The 14201-nt window shown below is 64.0% G+C and carries 12 protein-coding genes; 4 read left to right on the forward strand and 8 right to left on the reverse strand.

What is annotated here, in order from left to right:
- Positions 1-658: 658 nt before the first annotated feature.
- From wspR to OGV19_RS18285, 8 genes are all read right to left on the reverse strand, one after another.
- The gene (gene wspR / locus OGV19_RS18250) at positions 659-1663 is read right to left on the reverse strand and encodes a Wsp signal transduction system regulator diguanylate cyclase WspR (RefSeq protein ID WP_264310030.1); all 1005 of its coding nucleotides are present in this window, start codon (positions 1661-1663) and stop codon (positions 659-661) included.
- Between the two features lie 51 nt (positions 1664-1714).
- Entirely contained in the window at positions 1715-2728 is a 1014-nt protein-coding gene (gene wspF / locus OGV19_RS18255; RefSeq protein ID WP_264310031.1) for a Wsp signal transduction system protein-glutamate methylesterase WspF, read from the reverse strand.
- Positions 2725-5031 carry a hybrid sensor histidine kinase/response regulator gene (locus OGV19_RS18260; protein WP_264310032.1) on the reverse strand — a complete coding sequence of 769 codons (2307 nt, stop codon included), beginning with the start codon at positions 5029-5031 and terminating at the stop codon, positions 2725-2727. The genes wspF and OGV19_RS18260 overlap by 4 nt, the downstream gene beginning before the upstream one ends.
- Entirely contained in the window at positions 5028-5693 is a 666-nt protein-coding gene (locus OGV19_RS18265) for a chemotaxis protein CheW (protein ID WP_264310033.1), read from the reverse strand. The genes OGV19_RS18260 and OGV19_RS18265 overlap by 4 nt, the downstream gene beginning before the upstream one ends.
- Positions 5690-6961 carry a CheR family methyltransferase gene (locus tag OGV19_RS18270; RefSeq protein ID WP_264310034.1) on the reverse strand — a complete coding sequence of 424 codons (1272 nt, stop codon included), beginning with the start codon at positions 6959-6961 and terminating at the stop codon, positions 5690-5692. The genes OGV19_RS18265 and OGV19_RS18270 overlap by 4 nt, the downstream gene beginning before the upstream one ends.
- A complete protein-coding gene (locus tag OGV19_RS18275) occupies positions 6958-7476 on the reverse strand; it encodes a chemotaxis protein CheW (RefSeq protein ID WP_264310035.1) in 519 nt (172 codons plus the stop codon). The genes OGV19_RS18270 and OGV19_RS18275 overlap by 4 nt, the downstream gene beginning before the upstream one ends.
- 5 nt (positions 7477-7481) lie before the next feature.
- Positions 7482-9104 (reverse strand): methyl-accepting chemotaxis protein, encoded by a 1623-nt coding sequence (locus tag OGV19_RS18280; protein WP_264310036.1) that lies wholly within the window; start codon positions 9102-9104, stop codon positions 7482-7484.
- Positions 9105-9231: 127 nt separating this feature from the next.
- Positions 9232-9930, reverse strand: a complete 699-nt coding sequence (locus OGV19_RS18285) for a tellurite resistance TerB family protein (RefSeq protein WP_264310037.1) — start codon at positions 9928-9930, stop codon at positions 9232-9234.
- 210 nt (positions 9931-10140) lie between these two features.
- Here OGV19_RS18285 and ydcS point away from each other — a divergent pair, with 210 nt between their 5' ends.
- The 4 genes from ydcS (at position 10141) to OGV19_RS18305 (ending at position 14201) form a co-directional block, all read left to right on the forward strand.
- Positions 10141-11292, forward strand: a complete 1152-nt coding sequence (ydcS, locus tag OGV19_RS18290; RefSeq protein WP_264310038.1) for a putative ABC transporter substrate-binding protein YdcS — start codon at positions 10141-10143, stop codon at positions 11290-11292.
- A 138-nt stretch (positions 11293-11430) separates the two neighbouring features.
- On the forward strand, positions 11431-12471 hold the full coding sequence (locus OGV19_RS18295; RefSeq protein ID WP_264310039.1) for an ABC transporter ATP-binding protein: 1041 nt from the start codon (positions 11431-11433) through the stop codon (positions 12469-12471).
- 1 nt (position 12472) lies between these two features.
- Positions 12473-13405, forward strand: a complete 933-nt coding sequence (locus OGV19_RS18300; RefSeq protein WP_264310040.1) for an ABC transporter permease — start codon at positions 12473-12475, stop codon at positions 13403-13405.
- The gene (locus OGV19_RS18305) at positions 13395-14201 is read left to right on the forward strand and encodes an ABC transporter permease (protein WP_264310041.1); all 807 of its coding nucleotides are present in this window, start codon (positions 13395-13397) and stop codon (positions 14199-14201) included. Before OGV19_RS18300 ends, OGV19_RS18305 begins: the two co-directional genes overlap by 11 nt.

Genomic DNA, 14201 nt, shown 5'->3' on the forward strand with positions numbered 1-14201 from the left:
CAGGAGGCCGAGCGTAGGCGTCTGTAGGGCCAGGTGCGCAGCACCCTTCGGCGTAGCCGAAGGCGCGAGATGTAGGTTTGCGGAGCAAACCGTAGGCCGCGCGGGCCCGGAAGACGCCGGAGCGAGGGGACCCCGAAGCGTAGCGTAGGGGCCGTATGATGGAGCGCAGACCTTTTTGGTTACTTTTTGGGGCGTTTGCCAAAAAGTGACCCGCTGTAAGAGCGGAAAGGTGATTAAGCGTCGCCATCGCAAATGGACTTTGCCAGATCTCAATACCAGCGGTTGGAGCACAAAGCACAAAGCACAACTATGGGCGGACACACCGCGTAGACATTCATTTACGATAGCGGCGCACACTCACCTTTCCGCCCTTACGGCGGGTCACTTTTTTTCTTGGAAAAAAGTAACCAAAAACCGCTTGCTCCATCATACGGCCCCTACGCTACGCTTCGGGGTCCCCTCGCTCCGGCGCCTTCCGGGCCCGCGCGGCCTACGGTTTGCTCCGCAAACCTACATCTCGCGCCTTCGGCTGCGCCGAAGGGTGCTGCGCACCTGGCCCTCCAGTCACCTCCACTCGGCCTCCTGAAGTCGCAGAAGATCAAGATCAAGATCAAAAACAAGATCAAAAACAAGATCAAAAGCTGATGCAGCGGCTAGTTCAGGCAATACCCACCTGGTTACGCCCGCTGTCCTTGGCCTGATACAACCCCTTATCCGCCGCCGAAATCAGCTGCCGACAATGCCCACCAACAGCCGGCGTCTGGGTCGCCAAACCAATGCTCACGGTCAACCGCGAATCCGCCACCGGCGCATTATGCGGAATCCCCAACCCCAACACCGTCTGGCGCAGTTTCTCAGCAATCAACCGCGCCCCACCCGGAGACGTATTGGGCAACACCAAGGCAAACTCCTCGCCCCCATAGCGCGCCGGCAAATCAGTCGGCCGCGAGCACGAACCACGGATCGCTTCAGCCACCTGACGCAACGCCTCATCCCCCGCCAGATGCCCGAAGCTGTCGTTATAAGCCTTGAAGTAGTCGACATCGATCATCAGCAACGACAACTGCTGCTGCTCACGCATCGCCCGACGCCACTCCAACTCCAGGTACTCATCGAAATGACGCCGGTTGGAAAGCCCAGTCAGGCCATCGGAATTCATCAACCGCTGCAGCATCAGATTGGAATCAAGCAACTGTTGCTGACTGACCCGCAAGGCGCGGTACGCCTCGTCACGCTGGAGCAAAGTCAAGTACGAGCGCGAGTGGTAGCGAATACGCGCAACCAGTTCGATGTTGTCCGGCAACTTGACCAAGTAGTCGTTGGCCCCCGCAGCAAACGCCGCACTCTTGACCAGCGGGTCTTCTTTGGTAGACAGGACGATGATCGGAATATCCTGCGTAGCCGGATTGTTCCGATACTCACGCACCAGGGTCAGCCCATCCAGGCCCGGCATGATCAGATCCTGCAGGATGACCGTCGGCTTGATGCGCATGGCCTGGGCTACCGCCTGGTGCGGGTCGGCGCAAAAATGGAAGTCGATGTTGTCTTCATGGGCCAGGCCACGACGCACCGCTTCGCCGATCATTGCCTGATCGTCGACCAACAAAACCATCGCCGAATTTTGGTGGGCGGTCGCGAAACCTTCGATCGGTAAATCATTCATACCTGTTCACCCGATCACTACCGGCCAGGCGGCGTGATTCAATACATATCGTCATTTTGCAAAGAATTCCATCAAGCGCCCAGCTATTCGCTCCAGCGGGCGGATTTCCACCGCTGCGTCGATCGCCGCGGCGGCCTTGGGCATGCCGTAGACGGCGCTGCTGGCCTGGTCCTGGGCGATGGTCAGAAAGCCCTGCTGGCGCATCAGTTTCAGGCCCTGGGCGCCGTCGCGGCCCATGCCCGTGAGCAGCACGCCCACGGCATCGCCGCGCCAGTAGCGCGCCACGCTCTCAAAGAACACATCGATCGAGGGCCGGTAGATTTCGTTGACGGGTTCGGCAGTGTAGGCCAGTTGGCCGTTTTGCAGCAGGCGAATATGGTGGTTGGTACCCGCCAGTAACACCTGCCCCGGTTGCGGCGGCTCACCTTCACGGGCCAGGCGCACCGGCAGGCCGGCCGCACTGCTGAGCCATTCAGCCATGCCAGCGGCAAACACCTGGTCAACATGCTGGACCAGCACGATGGCCGCCGGAAACGCCGGGGGCAAGCCCCTGAGCAGGAGCTCGAGCGCAGCCGGGCCGCCCGCCGACGAACCGATTGCCACCAGCCCACGACGCTGCGACGCTTCGCGCAATGGCGTGGCGACCGGGCGCTCGGCAGGCGTGCGCTGCTGGCCGATCAGCCAGCCGATATTGAGGATCTTGCGCAGCAAGGGTGCCGCCGCCTCTCGGGCATCACCCGCCCCCAGGGCCGGGGTATCGACTACATCCAGAGCGCCATGGCCCATGGCCTCGAACACCCGGTGCACGTTCTGCTTGCGATCGACCGTGACGATCACGATGGCGCAGGGGGTTTCGGCCATGATCCGCCGCGTCGCCTCGACCCCGTCCATCACCGGCATGATCAGGTCCATCAGGATCAAGTCAGGCTGCTGCTCAGCGCACAGTTGCACCGCCTCGGCGCCGTTGCCTGCCACCCAGATCACCTGGTGCGCGGGCTCGAAAGCCAGCGCCCGGCGCAACGCCTCCACCGCCATGGGCATATCGTTGACAATGGCGATCTTCATCCCTGAGCACCCCCAATCAGCTCCACCACCGCATCCAGCAACGCATCGTCGTGGAAACTGGCCTTTGCCAAATAATAGTCGGCGCCAGCATCCAGGCCACGCCGTCGGTCTTCCTCACGGTCCTTGTACGACACCACCATCACCGGCAGCGATTGCAAGCGCTGGTCCCGGCGCACCAGGGTGACCAGCTCGATGCCATCCATGCGGGGCATGTCGATGTCGGTGATCAACAAGTCGAAATCATCGCCGCGCAAGGCATTCCAGCCGTCCATGCCATCCACCGCCACGGCCACGTCGTAACCACGGTTGCTCAGCAGTTTGCGCTGCAGCTCGCGCACGGTGAGCGAGTCGTCGACCACCAGGATACGTTTGCGGACCACGCCACGGGCGCCACTGCTACCCCGCTCGATACGTTCCAAGCTGCCGGTACTGAGCAGTTTTTCCACTGAGCGCAGCAAGTCTTCGACGTCGACGATCAACACCACCGAACCGTCATCGAGCAAGGCGCCGGAGGAGATGTCCTGAACCTTGCCCAGGCGCTGATCCAGCGGCATCACCACCAGCACCCGCTCACCGATCAAGCGCTCCACGGCAACCCCATAAAGTTGCTCGCGCTCACGAATCACCACCACCCGCAGGCTGCGCTCATCGTCCTGCCCTGCAGGGCGGTTGAGCAACTGGCTTGCCGCCACCAGGCCGATATGCCGACCTTCGTGCCAGAAGTGCTGGCGCCCTTCGATCTGCACGATCTGCTCGGCCGTCACCTCCAGAGTGCGTTCGATATGCGCAAGCGGGAAGGCATACGCTTCGCCGCCCACCTCCACCACCAGGCTGCGCACCACCGACAGGGTCAGCGGTACTTGCAGATGGAAACGGCAACCCTGCCCGGCGACCTGCGTCAATTCGATCGACCCACGCAGCTCGCGGATCATGTGTTGCACAGCGTCCAGGCCAACCCCGCGCCCCGACACCTCGGTCACCTTGTCGCGCAGGCTGAAACCGGGCAGGAACAGGAACGTCATCAGCTCCGCCTCGCTCATCCGCGCCACGGTGTCGGCAGGCGACATGGCACGCTCGACGATGGCGCTACGCAGGCGTTCCAGGTCGATGCCGGCGCCATCGTCGATCAGCTCAAGGCTGAGCATGCCGGCTTGGTGCGAGGCGCGCAGGCGAATCACGCCCTCCTGCGCCTTGCCTGCCAGCAGGCGCCGCTCTGGCAGTTCGATGCCATGGTCGACCGCATTGCGCAGCAGGTGGGTCAGCGGTGCTTCGAGTTTTTCCAGCACATCGCGGTCAACCTGGGTTTTTTCCCCTTCGATGACCAAGCGCACCGGCTTGTTCAGGGACCGCCCCAGATCACGGACCATGCGGCTTTGCCCGGCCAGTACGTCGGCAAAAGGCCGCATCCGGCAGGCCAGGGCCGTGTCGTAAAGCAATTGTGCGCGTTGGCTGGCCTGCCAGCCGAATTCGTCAAGGTCGGCGGCCTGCTGCTGCAGGATCTGCTGGGTTTCTGCCAGCAGACGCTGGGTCTGGGCCAGGGCTTCGAGCACTTCACTGCTCTGGCCACTGTCTTCCAGTTGCATACGCAAACCATCGAGAGCCTGCATGCCCTGGCCGTGCATGCGCTTGAGGCGCTGCAAAGTGGCCAGGTAAGGCTTGAGCCGCTGGGTTTCCACCAGCGACTTGCTGGACAGGTCGAGCAAGCTGTTGAGGCGGTCGGCGGTGACCCGCAGCACACGCTCCGCGCCTTCGCCAGCGCGTTTGCCAGCCTTGCGCCGTGGCGCGGGCTCAAGCTCGAATTCTGCCTCCACGGCCTCGGGGGCCATCGGCATGGCTTGCACCCGCATGGCTTCGACCGGCATGGTTTGCACGGGTGCTGCCGGCAGAATCGGGGCCACAGGCACAGGCGCAGCGCCTGGGTCCAGCAAGCTGGCCATCTGCGCGAGAAACACTGGCAGCGTCGCTTGCGCGGCAGTGTCGCCTGGCGTTGCGATTCGCATCAACAGGTCGGTGCCCTGCAGCAGCGCATCGATATGCTCGGCGTTCAGCCGCAAGCGGCCTTCCTGGGCAGCCACCAGGCAGTCTTCCATGACGTGGGCAACACTGACGCCAGCGTCGACCCCGACAATGCGCGCCGCCCCCTTCAGGGAGTGGGCCGCACGCATGCAGGCCTCCAGCTGGTCGGCCTGGGTGGGGTTGCGCTCCAGCGCCATCAGGCCAGCGCTGAGTACCTGGGTCTGCGCCTCGGCTTCCAGGCTGAACAGCTCGAGCAACGATGCGTCGCGCATTTGCTCTGGGGTCATGTCAGGCTCCGCTGCACCGCAGACAGTAATTGTTGATCGTCCAGCACCCGCACGCTGCGACCACGCCACTGCAGCACCGCTGCGGTGAAGTGCCTAGCGTCCTGGCCACTGTTCAGCAGTGCCGGGTCAAGCCGATGAATGCCGTCGATCTCTTCGACCGCCATCACCACTGGCCCCCCTTCGGCAGCCAGAATCAGCATGCGCGGCATCTCGCGGCCGCTGCGCTGCTGGCCGGCGGTCGGCTGCACCCCCAGCAGGTCAGCCAGCGAAAGGCACGGCACCAAGGCACCGCGAACGTTGGCGACGCCTTGCAACACTCGGGAACGCTGGTGCGGTAGCGAGTGTACTGCCTGCAAGGGCGCGATTTCCGCCAGGCATGCGGTCGCCAGGGCCAGCCATTCTTCGCCGAGCCTGAACAACAGCATGGAGTGGCCGAGCGCTTCCTCGGCAGCCTCAGCCACCACGGCCTGGTCATCCTGTAGCAGGGCATAACGGTCGAGCAGGCGCGTGGCGGCGCTGGCATAGACTTCACAATTGCGGCAGTGGATGTGCCGCTCCAGCAGCGGGCACTGTTTGTCACCGTGCACGCCGATGCGGTTCCAGCAGTCGTCGATGCCCTCGTCGGCCTGGGCAAGCAGCTGCATCGCAGATTTACCCCTCATCGTTCAGACTCCCGACTCGCCCGCGCAGCACGCGCCTGCAAACGCTGGGCACCGGCCAGGTCGCCCTGGGCCGCGAGCAAAGCGGCCAGGTGCACCAGGGCCTCGGGATGCTGCGGCTCAAGATACAAAGCCTTGCGATAATGGGTCAGCGCCTCGCCGGCATCGCCTTCGGTGTCGCTGAGCAACCCCAGCCAGTAGTAAACCTGCGCGGTCGGCGCGAACTGGCTCAAGTAGCGCTGGCAGGCGGCGCGCGCCTGCGCACTGGCCCCTGCATTGGCATGCTGGGCAATGCTGGCCAGCAGCTCGGCTGCATGCTCAGCCTGGCTTTCGCGCGGCAGCGGCGCCTTGGCAGTGGCCGGCAGCGCTCGCAGTGGCCGCGCCAGTGGCGGGGTCGGCGGTGGGTACGCTGGCATGGCCAGAGGCGGCAGCGCGCGCCTGGCTGGCTCGGGCGCCGTGGCGGCCGGCGCGATGCCGCCCTCCTGGCGCACATAGGCAAACGACTGCGCGATACCCAGCGGACGCATCCCCAGCCGGGCCAGCAAGCTGCCTTCGGCAGGCCCGATGAACAGCACGCCCTGGGCGTGGGCCAGGCGCTTGAGCACTTCGAAGACGCGCTGCTGGGTGGGCACGTCGAAATAGATCAACAGGTTGCGACAGAACACGAAATCGTACAGGCCATCACGGCTGGCAAGCGCCGGGTCCAGCACATTGCCTACCTGCAGGCTGACTTGCTGGCGGACTCGGTCATGCAAGCGGTGGCCGTCATCGAGCGCATCGAAAAAGCGCTCGCGAAAACTCAGGTTGCTGCCGCGAAAGGCATTGCGCCCGTAAACTGCCTGCTCACCTTTGGCCACCGAAATGGGGCTGATGTCGATACCGTCGATGATGAACGAGCCAGGGCTCATGCCGCCGTCAAGCAGCGCCATGGCCAATGAATAGGGCTCCTCACCAGTCGAGCACGGCAGGCTGAGCAGCCGCACCGGACGCGCGCCGGCCAGTTCCGCGAGGCGTTTCTGGGCCAGGCCGACCAGGGCCGTGAAGGATTCGGGGTAACGGAAGAACCAGGTCTCCGGGACGATGACCGCCTCGATCAGTGCCTGTTGCTCGCCCGCCGACTGCTGCAGGCGCAGCCAGTAATCGTCCAGGTCCACCGCGTTCACGGCCGTGCAACGCTGGCGCAAGGCGCGCTCGACCATGGGCGCCCCCACCGACTCCACGTCCAGGCCGATACGCTCGCGCAGGTAGCGGAAGAAACGCTGTTCATTCATGTCGGCAGTCCTTGCTCAGGGGCACCGCAGTGTTCGGCAAACAACAGCTCGCGCACGGCATCCGTCAGCAGGTCATCGACTTCGATTCGCTGCAACAGGCCCTGGGCATCCTGGCGCACGGGGCCCAGGTAGGGGGCGTCGGCGTTGTCCAGGCCATACGGTTGGAATTCTTCGGGGCGGCAGCGCAAGGTCTCGGTCGCCTGCTCAAGGATCAGCCCGAGTTGCAGGTTGCCCCTGTAGCGCACCAGCACCAGGCGCGTACTGGTACGTTGCGCCGCTGCCTGGCCAAAGCTCAGCGCCGACAGGTCGACCACCGGCACCAGCGCGCCACGGTGCGCGAGAATGCCCGCGACCCACGACGGCGCCTGGGCGATCGGCTTGAGCGCCCGGCGCGGCAGCACCTCGATCACTTCGTGCACGTCCAGGGCGAAACGCTGGTCTGCGATGCGAAACAGCAGGTACAACGTGCCCTTGACGTCGCCCGCCTGCGCTGCGTGGGGTTGCAAGTCGTTCATCGCCGTCAGACTTTGAAGCGCGACACGCCGCCGCGCAGGCCTGCTGCCACTTGGCTGAGCTCGTCAATGGCAAAACTGGCCTGGCGCAGCGATTCTACCGTCTGGGTACTGGCATCGCTGAGCTGGGCCAGCGCCTGGTTGATCTGCTCGGCGCCGGTGGCCTGGGCCTGCATGCCTTCGTTGACCATCAGCACACGCGGCGCCAGGGCCTGCACCTGATTGATGATCTGGCTGAGCTGCTCGCCCACCTGCTGCACCTCGAACATGCCGCGGCGCACTTCTTCGGAAAACTTGTCCATGCCCATGACCCCGGCCGACACGGCCGACTGGATCTCACGCACCATCTGCTCGATGTCGTAGGTGGCCACGGCAGTCTGGTCGGCCAGGCGCCGTACCTCGGTCGCCACCACGGCGAAGCCCCGGCCATACTCGCCGGCCTTTTCGGCTTCGATGGCGGCATTGAGCGACAACAGGTTGGTCTGGTCGGCGACCTTGACGATGGTCACCACCATCTGGGTGATATTGCTGGCCTTTTCATTGAGGATGCCAAGCTTGGCATTGACCAGGTCGGCGGCGCCCATCACCTGGTGCATGGTCTCTTCCATGCGGGCCAGGCCTTGCTGGCCGGAGCCGGCCAGGCTCGAGGCCTGATCGGCGGCAGACGTGACCTCGGTCATGGTGCGTACCAGGTCACGCGAGGTGGCGGCGATTTCCCGCGAGGTAGCGCCAATCTCTGTGGTGGTCGCGGCGGTCTCGGTGGCGGTGGCCTGCTGCTGCTTGGACGTGGCGGCGATCTCAGTCACCGAGGTGGTCACCTGCACCGACGAACGCTGGGCCTGGGACACCAGGTTGGCCAGTGCCTCGGCCATTTCGTTGAAACCGCTTTCAATGGCGCCGAACTCGTCCTTGCGGTCCAGGCTCAGGCGCATGCTCAGGTCACCCGAACGCAACCGGTCGAGGGCGTGGACGATGCGCTGCATGGGCGCACTGATGGCACGCATCAGCAGCAACCCGCAGACCCCGGCGGCCACGATTGCCAGCAGCAGCGACACCATCATGCTGCCCTTGGCCGTGCTCACGGCGCTGACGATGTCGTGGGTGGCGGCATCGGCGGAGGCTCGGTTGTTCTCGATCACCTCGTTCAGGTGCTTGCGGCCATCGATCCAGGCCGGGGTCAGCACCTCGTTGATCAGCCGTTCGGCTTCGACATAGTTGTGCTGACGGTAGGTCTCCAGCACCTGGCCGACGATCTTGATGTAGTTCTCTTCCAGCTGCACGAAGCTGTCGAAGCGGGTCTGGTCCGCGCTGTCCTTGATAGTGCTCTGGTAGCTGGCCATGTGTTGCTTGAGGCGGTCCTCGAAGCTCTTGAACAGCTCCATGTCCGCCGACGTGATGTCGCGACGGTTGGACAGGCCCACCAGCTGCTGGCTGGTAACGTAGCTGTCGACCCAGGCACTGCGGATCATCGAGCTGTAGTAGACCCCAGGGATGCTGTCGGTCCCCACTGCCTCCTCGGCACTTTCGATCGCCACCAACCGCGAGTAGGCGGCCACGATCATCAGCAGCATGATGGCGATGATCACGGCGAAACTTGCCAGGATCCGTTGGCGCAAGGTCCAGTTTTTCACATTCAGCCCTCAGGAATTCACAACGAGCGGGAAAAATCGCCGAAGTATAGCCCAGGCATCCTACGCTTTTGCGGCTGAAATGCGGGTATTCAGGCATCCTTGCCTGATGGACAAGCCAAGTAGCGTGCTATTGGCCTGCAGCCAGCCGGACCTGGCTCTCCAGTTCCTGGCGCAAGGCGGGGTCCAGGCGCAGCTGGCGGGCCAGTTCGTCCAGGTAGGCGCGCTCCATGAAGTTCTCCTGATCGACCATCATCACACTGGCCAGGTACATCTCGGCGGCCATTTCCGGCGTTTGCGCGACACGCGCCACCTCTGCCGGGTCCAACGGTTTGTTGAGTTCGGCGTGCAGCCAGTGTTGCAGTTCGCGATCCGTGTCCAGGCGGGTGAATTCGCCTTCGATCAAGGCACGCTCGCGCTCATCGATATGGCCATCGGACTTGGCCGCAGCCACCAGTGCGCGCAGCACCGCCTGGCTGTGCTGCTCGGCCTGGGCCGGCGGCAGACGGTCGAGGGTCTGCGGCTCTGACGCCTGCCCTGCCCCCTGCTGGCGCGCCTGCCAGTTGCCATAGGCCTTGTAGGCCAGCACGCCGAGTGCGGCAAGGCCGCCGTAAGTCAGGGCTTTGCCGCCGTACTTGCGGGCCTTCTTGCTACCCAGCAACAGGCCCAGTGCCCCTGCCCCCAACGCGCCGCCACCCACGCCAGAAAGCAGCCCGCCAAGGCCACCGGCACTGGTGCCTGGCTTGTTTGAGCCGCCTTTACCGGCCTGTTTTTCAAGCAGTTGCTGGCCGGACTTGAGCAGTTGGTCGAGCAATCCGCGGGTGTTCATTCAGGTGCCTCCAGACGTTGCAAAGGAGCGCCCAGATTAAGCCTTGCTCAAGGGATCGCCACGGGGGGATTTGCTTCCGGATGTTGCATTGGCCAGCAAAAAGCCAACTAGACTCGATTTCGCCAATACCTCGCGCAATCGCACTACGCTTATAACACTCGCTTCACTGCTTTCTTGATGACTGCCCGATCTCCACGAAGAGGGAACACCATGTCAGCGCACAAGACCGCATTGCTCGGCGCCGTGACCGGCGCGTTGCTGGCCAGCGCCAGCCTGCAGGCCGCCGAACCGCTAAAAGCCCTGGGGGCCGGCGAAGGGCGCCTGGATATCGTCGCCTGGCCCGGCTACATCGAGCGCGGTGAAAGCGACAAGGCCTACGATTGGGTCACCGGTTTTGAAAAGGAAACCGGCTGCAAGGTCAGCGTCAAGACGGCCGCCACCTCGGACGAGATGGTCAGCCTGATGACCAAGGGCGGCTACGACCTGGTCACCGCCTCGGGCGATGCGTCGCTGCGGCTGATCGCCGGCAAGCGGGTACAGCCGATCAACACCGCGTTGATTCCCAACTGGAAAAACATCGACCCGCGCCTGCAGAACGGCGGCTGGTACGTGGTCGACAAGCAGGCCTACGGCACCCCGTACCAGTGGGGGCCGAACGTGCTGCTGTACAACACCAGCGTATTCAACCAGGCGCCGACCAGCTGGGGCGTGGTCTTCGAACCGCAAAACCTGCCCGACGGCAAGCCCAACAAGGGCCGCGTGCAAGCCTATGACGGGCCGATCTACATCGCCGATGCGGCGCTGTACCTGAAATCGGCCAAGCCGGAACTGGGCATCCAGGACCCTTACGAACTGAACGAGGCCCAGTACAAGGCCGTGCTCGAACTGCTGCGCCAGCAACAGCCGCTGATCCACCGCTACTGGCATGACGCCACGGTGCAGATGAGCGATGTGAAGAACGAAGGCGTGGTCGCTTCCAGCTCCTGGGGCTACATGGTCAACGGCCTGAAAGCCGAGAACCAGCCGGTGGCCTCGACCATTCCCAAGGAAGGCGCCACGGGCTGGGCCGACACCACCATGCTGCACAGCGAGGCCAAACACCCCAACTGTGCCTACAAATGGATGGACTGGTCGCTGCAACCGAAGGTGCAGGGCGATGTGGCCGCCTGGTTCGGCTCGTTGCCGGCAGTGCCTGCAGCATGCACCGGCAGCGAACTGCTGGGTGCCGAAGGGTGCAAGACCAATGGCTTCGACAACTTCGACAAGATCGCTTTCTGGAAGACCCCGCAGGCCCAGGGCGGCAAGTTCGTGCCGTACAGCCGCTGGACGCAGGATTATATTGCGATCATGGGCGGGCGCTAAGGTCGAATGAGCCTGTCCCGGCCCCTTCGCGGGGCAAGCCCGCTCCCACAAGGGCAGCGTCGCTACGGTCCATGTGGGAGCGGGCTTGCCCCGCGAAGGGGCCGGTGCAGGCACTACAAGCACAGCTGAGTACCGCCCATGCCCCTAGCCGTCCAGTTCACCCAAGTCTCACGCACCTTCGGCGAGGTCAAGGCCGTCGATCAGGTCAGCATCGACATCGAAGATGGCGAGTTCTTCTCCATGCTCGGCCCTTCCGGCTCGGGCAAGACCACCTGCCTGCGCCTGATCGCAGGCTTCGAGCACCCCAACAGTGGTTCGATCCGCATCCATGGCGTCGAAGCCGCAGGTGTGCCGCCCTACCAGCGTGACGTCAACACCGTGTTCCAGGACTACGCCCTGTTCCCGCACATGAACGTGCGCGACAACATCGCTTATGGCCTCAAGGTCAAGGGCGTGGCCAAGGCCGAGCGCCATGCTCGCGCCGACGAGGCTCTGGCGATGGTGGCGCTGGCCGGTTACGGTGCGCGCAAACCGGCGCAGCTGTCCGGCGGCCAGCGCCAGCGCGTCGCCCTCGCCCGCGCCCTGGTCAACCGCCCACGGGTGCTGCTGCTCGACGAACCGCTCGGGGCGCTGGACCTGAAACTTCGCGAGCAGATGCAGGGCGAACTGAAAAAGCTCCAGCGCCAGCTGGGTATCACCTTCATCTTCGTCACCCACGACCAGACCGAAGCGCTGTCGATGTCCGACCGGGTCGCGGTGTTCAACCGCGGCCGCATCGAACAGGTCGACACCCCGCGTAACCTGTACATGAAGCCGGCCACTACCTTCGTTGCCGAGTTCGTCGGCACCTCGAACGTGGTGCGTGGCGAGCTGGCCGAGCAACTCAACGGCAGCTGCGCACCGTTTTCCATCCGCCCCGAACATATCCGCCTGGGCGAACAGGCCGCCGCCAACCATGAGGTGCAGGTCAGCGGCCTGCTGCACGATGTGCAGTACCAAGGCAGTGCCACCCGCTTCGAACTGCTGCTGGACAGCGGCCAACTGCTGACGGTGAGCCAGGCCAACGACCGCTGGCAGGCACAGGCGCACACCTGGCAGGCCGGCCAGCGGGTGTTGGCGCGCTGGCCCCGTGAAGCAATGACGGCACTCCAGGAAACCGTGCTCGACGAGGGCCGCTAAGATGACCGCGCCCCGTGCCAACCCAGGTCCGCTGCGCCGGTTTTCCAACCTGTTGTACCGGCGCCCCAACCTCTACCTGATGCTGTTGCTGATCCCGCCGCTGACCTGGTTCGGGGCGATCTATCTGGGCTCGTTGCTGAACCTGCTGTGGCAGGGTTTCTATACCTTCGACGACTTCACCATGGCGGTGACCCCGGACCTGACCCTGGGCAACTTTGCGGCGCTGTTCAACCCGTCGAACTTCGACATCATCCTGCGCACCTTGGGCATGGCAGTGGCGGTGTCGCTGGCCAGCGCGGTACTGGCCTTCCCTATCGCCTACTACATGGCGCGCTATACCAGCGGCAAGACCAAGGCATTTTTCTACATCGCGGTGATGATGCCGATGTGGGCCAGCTACATCGTCAAGACCTATGCCTGGACCCTGCTGCTGGCCAAGGGCGGCGTGGCCCAGTGGTTCGTCCAGGTGCTGCACCTGGATGGCCTGCTGCAAGCGGTGCTGACGGTGCCAGGCGTAGGCGGCAGCACCCTGTCGACATCGCACCTGGGGCGCTTCATGGTGTTCGTGTACATCTGGCTGCCGTTCATGATCCTGCCGATCCAGGCCTCGCTCGAACGCCTGCCACCGTCCCTGCTGCAGGCGTCGGCGGACCTGGGGGCCAGGCCTGGGCAAACGTTCTGGCAGGTGATCCTGCCGCTGTCGATCCCAGGCATTGCCGCAGGCTCGATCTTCACCTTCTCCCTGACCTTGGGCGACTTCATCGTGCCACAGCTGGTCGGCCCGCCCGGTTACTTCATCGGCAGCATGGTCTACGCCCAACAGGGGGCGATCGGCAACATGCCGATGGCCGCCGCGTTCACCCTGGTGCCCATCGTGCTGATTGCGGTCTACCTGTCCATCGTCAAGCGCCTGGGGGCATTCGATGCACTCTGAAAAAGCATCAACGGGCCTGCGCCTGGCGGCCTGGGGCGGGTTGCTGTTCCTGCACTTCCCGATCCTGATCATCGTCCTCTACGCGTTCAATACCGAAGATGCGGCGTTCAGCTTCCCCCCCAAAGGGTTCACCCTCAAATGGTTCGCCGTGGCCTTCGCGCGCCCGGATGTGCTCGAATCCATCAAGCTGTCGCTGCAGGTCGCCTGCCTGGCCACGTTGATTGCCCTGGTGCTCGGCACCCTGGCCTCGGCGGCGCTGTACCGGCGCAGCTTTTTTGGCAAGGAGGGCATTTCGCTGATGCTGATCCTACCGATTGCCCTGCCCGGCATCATCACCGGTATCGCCCTGCTCTCGGCGTTCAAGAGCCTGGGCATCGAGCCTGGCCTGTTCACCATCGTGGTCGGCCACGCGACCTTTTGCGTGGTGATCGTCTACAACAACGTCATCGCCCGCCTGCGGCGGACCTCGCAGAGCCTGATCGAAGCCTCGATGGACCTTGGAGCGGATGGCTGGCAGACCTTCCGCTACATCATCCTGCCCAATCTCGGCTCGGCGTTGCTGGCGGGCGGCATGCTGGCCTTTGCCCTGTCGTTCGACGAAATCATCGTCACCACCTTTACCGCCGGCCACGAACGCACGCTGCCGATCTGGTTGCTCAACCAGCTCAGCCGACCACGCGACGTGCCCGTGACCAATGTGGTCGCCATGCTGGTGATGCTGGTGACCATGCTGCCGATCCTTGGCGCCTATTACCTGACCCGCGGCGGAGAAAGCGTGGCGGGCAGTGGCAAATGA

This window comes from Pseudomonas putida (genome assembly GCF_025905425.1).
GTDB classification, from domain to species: Bacteria; Pseudomonadota; Gammaproteobacteria; order Pseudomonadales; family Pseudomonadaceae; genus Aquipseudomonas; species Aquipseudomonas putida_AF.

Bases quoted from the DNA above. Each gene is read 5' to 3' on its own strand.
- ydcS (WP_264310038.1), top strand. From the start codon at position 10,141: ATGTCAGCGCACAAGACCGCATTGCTCGGCGCCGTGACCGGCGCGTTG.
- OGV19_RS18275 (WP_264310035.1), bottom strand. From the start codon at position 7,476: ATGAACGACTTGCAACCCCACGCAGCGCAGGCGGGCGACGTCAAGGGC.
- OGV19_RS18270 (WP_264310034.1), bottom strand. From the start codon at position 6,961: ATGAATGAACAGCGTTTCTTCCGCTACCTGCGCGAGCGTATCGGCCTG.
- wspF (WP_264310031.1), bottom strand. From the start codon at position 2,728: ATGAAGATCGCCATTGTCAACGATATGCCCATGGCGGTGGAGGCGTTG.
- OGV19_RS18260 (WP_264310032.1), bottom strand. From the start codon at position 5,031: ATGACCCCAGAGCAAATGCGCGACGCATCGTTGCTCGAGCTGTTCAGC.
- wspR (WP_264310030.1), bottom strand. From the start codon at position 1,663: ATGAATGATTTACCGATCGAAGGTTTCGCGACCGCCCACCAAAATTCG.
- OGV19_RS18305 (WP_264310041.1), top strand. From the start codon at position 13,395: ATGCACTCTGAAAAAGCATCAACGGGCCTGCGCCTGGCGGCCTGGGGC.
- OGV19_RS18285 (WP_264310037.1), bottom strand. From the start codon at position 9,930: ATGAACACCCGCGGATTGCTCGACCAACTGCTCAAGTCCGGCCAGCAA.
- OGV19_RS18300 (WP_264310040.1), top strand. From the start codon at position 12,473: ATGACCGCGCCCCGTGCCAACCCAGGTCCGCTGCGCCGGTTTTCCAAC.
- OGV19_RS18295 (WP_264310039.1), top strand. From the start codon at position 11,431: ATGCCCCTAGCCGTCCAGTTCACCCAAGTCTCACGCACCTTCGGCGAG.
- OGV19_RS18265 (WP_264310033.1), bottom strand. From the start codon at position 5,693: ATGAGGGGTAAATCTGCGATGCAGCTGCTTGCCCAGGCCGACGAGGGC.